Here is a 4186-nt window from a genome sequence, read left to right on the forward strand (position 1 = left end):
TCTCTAAAGGCTTATTCCACAATATAATTTTGAGATGAATAAGCCTACACCTAAAATCTACCGTACAACCAATTGGCCCACATACAACCGAGCTCTCATTAATCGTGGGAATATTGCCATTTGGTTTGATCCCAAAACACAATGGTATGCTCAACCAAAAAGCCAACATGGTCGAAATCAAACTTATTCCGATACAGCCATCCAATGCTGCTTAATGATTAAATCCATATTTCGTCTTTCTCTACGCATGGTCACTGGCTTTGTACAAAGCCTGATTAAACTTTGCGGATTAGATTGGACAGCGCCAGACTATACGACGCTTTGCAGAAGACAAAAACATATTGATATTGCGATTAGCTACCAAAAAAGTAGCAATGGTCTACATCTACTCGTAGATTCAACTGGTTTAAAGTTTTTGGGCGAAGGTGAATGGAAACGGAAGAAACATCAGCCTGAATATCGTCGACAATGGCGTAAGCTTCACATTGGTATAGATGCTGAAACGCTGCAAATACGTGCAGTTCAGCTCACAACGAACAATATCAGTGATTCACAGGTGCTCGGTGATTTACTTGGTCAAATACCACTTGATGAGCGAGTAGATTCTGTCTATACCGATGGAGCCTATGACACTAAATGCTGCAGACGAGTGATCTCAGATCGTCAAGCATATGCGGTGATTCCGCCAAGAAAAAATGCGAAACCGTGGAAAGATACAAAAGTTCATTCGCAAGAGAGAAATGAATTACTAAAAACAGTTAAGCGTCTAGGAAGAGCCCTTTGGAAAAAGTGGTCTGGTTATCATCGGCGAAGTTTGGTCGAAACCAAGATGCATTGCATCAAATTATTAGGCGATAAACTCTACTCAAGGAATTTTGACAGCCAAGTGAATGAGATCCATGCACGTGTAGCCGTATTAAATAAATTTACAGAATTAGGCAGACCTCATACCCAAGTTGTAACCTAAATTTTAGCAACTTAGGAAAACTTTACCTTCAAAGGCTTTATGCAACAAAGCCTATGCCAAAGCATTGCATCAACTCATCTTAGGATGGTCGAAAAATACGCTTTAAACATTCAATTTACATGACAAATTTATGAAAATATTATTATGACTACTTATATAAATTTTCCTAATTGCAAAAAATAGTGTAGCAACTTGCTACACTATTTTTTTACTTTATTTTTCTAACATTCGTTTTAGGAAAGCTTTTAATTCTTGTAAATTTTGATCATCAAATTGGCCCATTTTTAAAGATACCTTTAATGTATTATGGTCAAATTTGATATTACCAGCAACTTTCCCATCATATTCAATTTTATGTACAATTGAAGTTTGAATTACTTCTTTCGTTTCTCTTGACTTAAAGATTTTTTCAGCTAGTGATGCCAGTTTTGTCTGTTCAACTTCTTTTTTAAGCAATTTTGACCATGCTTCGAATAATGCTTCTTTAGCTTTTTCATGGTTTTCATCATGATCTGATAGAAACTTTTTCACTGCTGTAGCAGCGGTCCGTGCTAATAATGACGGCTGTTTCTCCAAATCTTCAATCAACTCTCCAGGTAATTTTTCATAAGATAAATATTTATACATATCTTCACGATTCAAACCTAATGACTTTGCTAACTTCTGCTTATTTTTTTTTAATTTTTCATCCAAAGAAGTTAATCCAACATATATTTCATAATCTGTCAGATCTTCTCGCTTTAAATTTTCAGCTAATGTTAATAAAGCAGCTTCTTCATCCGATGCATCAATAATGATTACTTCAATGGTATTCTTATTGAGAAATTGGTGGGCTTTCAATCGTCTTTCACCAGCAATCAACTCATATTTATCATTTATTCTACGAACTGCAATTGGTTGTAATAGCCCAATTTCTTCAATTGATGCTGCTAAATCTTCAATATCTTGTTGATTAAAGAGTTTTCGAGGCTGGTTAGGGCTAGCCTGAATATCTGTAATTTGTACATTACGTCTTAGCTCTTTGACATCGTTAATATGCTCCTTTTGGGCATGTTGATGCTTTTGAGTATTTTGCTGAAGACGTTTAGCCAATAGCTCTTTATTACTTACCATAGTATTTCCAGAATTATATTATCCGACACGCTGAACAATTTCTTGTGCTAAAGTTTCAAAAGCTTTTCGAACTTTTGAGTTTTTATCAACAGATAATAAAGGTTGTTGCAAAATTGCAGCTTGATTAACCTTAGTGCTCATTGGAATTGTGGTATGCAATAATTCTCCAACTTGATTAAATGCTTCATCTTTTATTAATTTACATACATTCTGACGCTCATCATGTTTAATTAATAAAGCACCTAAGAGTTCTAATTCAGGGTTAACTCTTCTAATTTTACTTAAATGATTAATTAAATCAGTAACACCATAGAGACCGTATTGTGAACCAGATTCAATTGGAACAATAACATGTGTCGAAGCGGCTAAAGCATTGCTGGTTAGTAATTTTAAGCTAGGAGGGCAATCAATAAGAATGTAGTCATATAATCCTTCTAGAATTTCCAATTTATTTGAAAGTTCCTCGGATGGTCTTGGTGCATCATCTTTCAATTGATCTTCAGTTTTACCAAGAGTTAATGAGCCATATATTAAGGAAACATTTTTAAATTTTGTTTCTTCTTCTAATGCTTCCGATAATAGACTTATATCACCAATAAGTAATTCAGCTGATGTAGTTTCAACTTCGCTAGGGTGTCTTAATCCTATATGTAAACTTGCATTTGCTTGTGGATCCAGATCAATTACTAAGACCTTATTTCCTAATTCAGCAAGCTCTGAAGCAAGATGTACTACAGTAGTTGTTTTCCCGCAACCACCTTTATGATTAGCTACAGCAATGATTTTAGTTGACATATTTGTCTTAAGGAATTTACTTTGATTTCATTTAATATAAAGATATTTGTAGCAACTTGCTACAGTTCCTTTGTCATATTTTTATCTTTTGAATTCAAAAGATGTGGGAAAAACATTTCTTAACTTTTTTAAAAAATATAGCTAGCTAATTTTAATTAGTATTAATTAGTTAATTATAATTAAACAAGTTTTATTTGTTTAAAAAACAATTAGATAGATTTTTTAAAGTGGAAGGTTTGTCACTAATAAGTGGAAGGCCTGTCACTGATAAGTGGAAGGTTTGTCACTAATAAGTGGAAGGTTTGTCACTGATAAGTGGAAGGTTTGTCACTATGGTGGAAGACTTGTCATTGTGATTTATTTTAATGTGTATTTTTTAATTTAAAACAATACAATTCAACTGCTTGTGATGTTGATAAGTTTGTTTTTATTGAAATAAAGGTGGAAGACTTGTCATTAGATGTTTTTTATTCTGTGGATAAAATATTTGTATAAAATTTAATTGATAACATGATGTTTGATAGTCAAGAATATCGGAATGGTGGAAGGCTTGTCACTTTAATGGTGGAGTATATGTTGAGTAATTCCACTTTAGTGGTGCTGTAGGCTATTCCTACTTTCAAATTGATTGCTTGAGCGACACAGATGAATTATCAAAGGTGGAAGAACTGTCACTTAAAAGTGTTTATTTTTATATTTATTCCACCATAAGGCTGAATAGTACCAAAATTGCACTTTAATAGGGCTTTGTTGCATAAAGGTTTGAAAGATAGAAGCGATCCTAATTGAGCCAAATTTAAGTGACAACTCGGGTATGTGGTCTGCCTAAGTCCGTAAATTTATTTAATACTGCCATACGTGCATGAATCTCATTGACTTGGCTTTGAAAATTTCTCGCACTGAGTTTATCCCCCAATAATTTGATGCAATGCATCTTGGTTTCAACCAAACTTCGCCGATGATAGCCTGACCATTTCTTCCAAATAGTTCTTCCTAAACGTTTAACTGTTCGAAGCAACTCATTGCGTTCTAGCGAGCTCATCTTTTTATCTTTCCATGGCTTCGCATTTTTTCTTGGTGGAATCACTGCATGTGCTTGCCGATCCGCAATGACCTGTCGGCACTGTTTGGTATCATAAGCTCCATCGGTATAGACGGAGTCAACTCTCTCATCTTGTGGAATCTGATCGAGTAAATCACCAAGTACCTGTGAATCACTCACATTGTTGGTTGTGAGCTGAACAGCGCGTATTTGTAAGGTTTTAGCATCTATACCCATATGTAATTTACGCCATTGGCGACGATATTCAG

At 34.6% G+C, this 4186-nt stretch carries 3 protein-coding genes and 1 pseudogene; 1 reads left to right on the forward strand and 3 read right to left on the reverse strand.

What is annotated here, in order from left to right; genetic code table 11:
- Positions 1-34 precede the first annotated feature (34 nt).
- A complete protein-coding gene (locus MKL62_RS09005; protein ID WP_001040033.1) occupies positions 35-967 on the forward strand; it encodes an IS5 family transposase in 933 nt (310 codons plus the stop codon).
- A gap of 213 nt (positions 968-1180) precedes the next feature.
- Here the strand turns inward: MKL62_RS09005 and MKL62_RS09010 are convergent, their stop codons facing one another.
- The 3 genes and pseudogenes from MKL62_RS09010 to MKL62_RS09020 form a co-directional block, all read right to left on the reverse strand.
- Complete coding sequence (locus tag MKL62_RS09010) at positions 1181-2080, reverse strand: ParB/RepB/Spo0J family partition protein (protein ID WP_005130172.1); 900 nt, start codon at positions 2078-2080, stop codon at positions 1181-1183.
- An 18-nt stretch (positions 2081-2098) separates the two neighbouring features.
- Positions 2099-2875, reverse strand: a complete 777-nt coding sequence (locus MKL62_RS09015) for a ParA family protein (protein ID WP_000104830.1) — start codon at positions 2873-2875, stop codon at positions 2099-2101.
- Between the two features lie 796 nt (positions 2876-3671).
- Positions 3672-4186 (reverse strand): annotated as a pseudogene (locus MKL62_RS09020) (IS5-like element ISAba13 family transposase); the annotation flags it as partial.

Source organism: Acinetobacter sp. AOR01_HL, from assembly GCF_027855455.1.
GTDB classification, from domain to species: domain Bacteria; phylum Pseudomonadota; class Gammaproteobacteria; order Pseudomonadales; family Moraxellaceae; genus Acinetobacter; species Acinetobacter baumannii.

Excerpts from the sequence above, each read along its gene's own strand:
- MKL62_RS09010 (WP_005130172.1), bottom strand. The coding sequence starts at position 2,080 with ATGGTAAGTAATAAAGAGCTATTGGCTAAACGTCTTCAGCAAAATACT.
- MKL62_RS09005 (WP_001040033.1), top strand. The coding sequence starts at position 35 with ATGAATAAGCCTACACCTAAAATCTACCGTACAACCAATTGGCCCACA.
- MKL62_RS09015 (WP_000104830.1), bottom strand. The coding sequence starts at position 2,875 with ATGTCAACTAAAATCATTGCTGTAGCTAATCATAAAGGTGGTTGCGGG.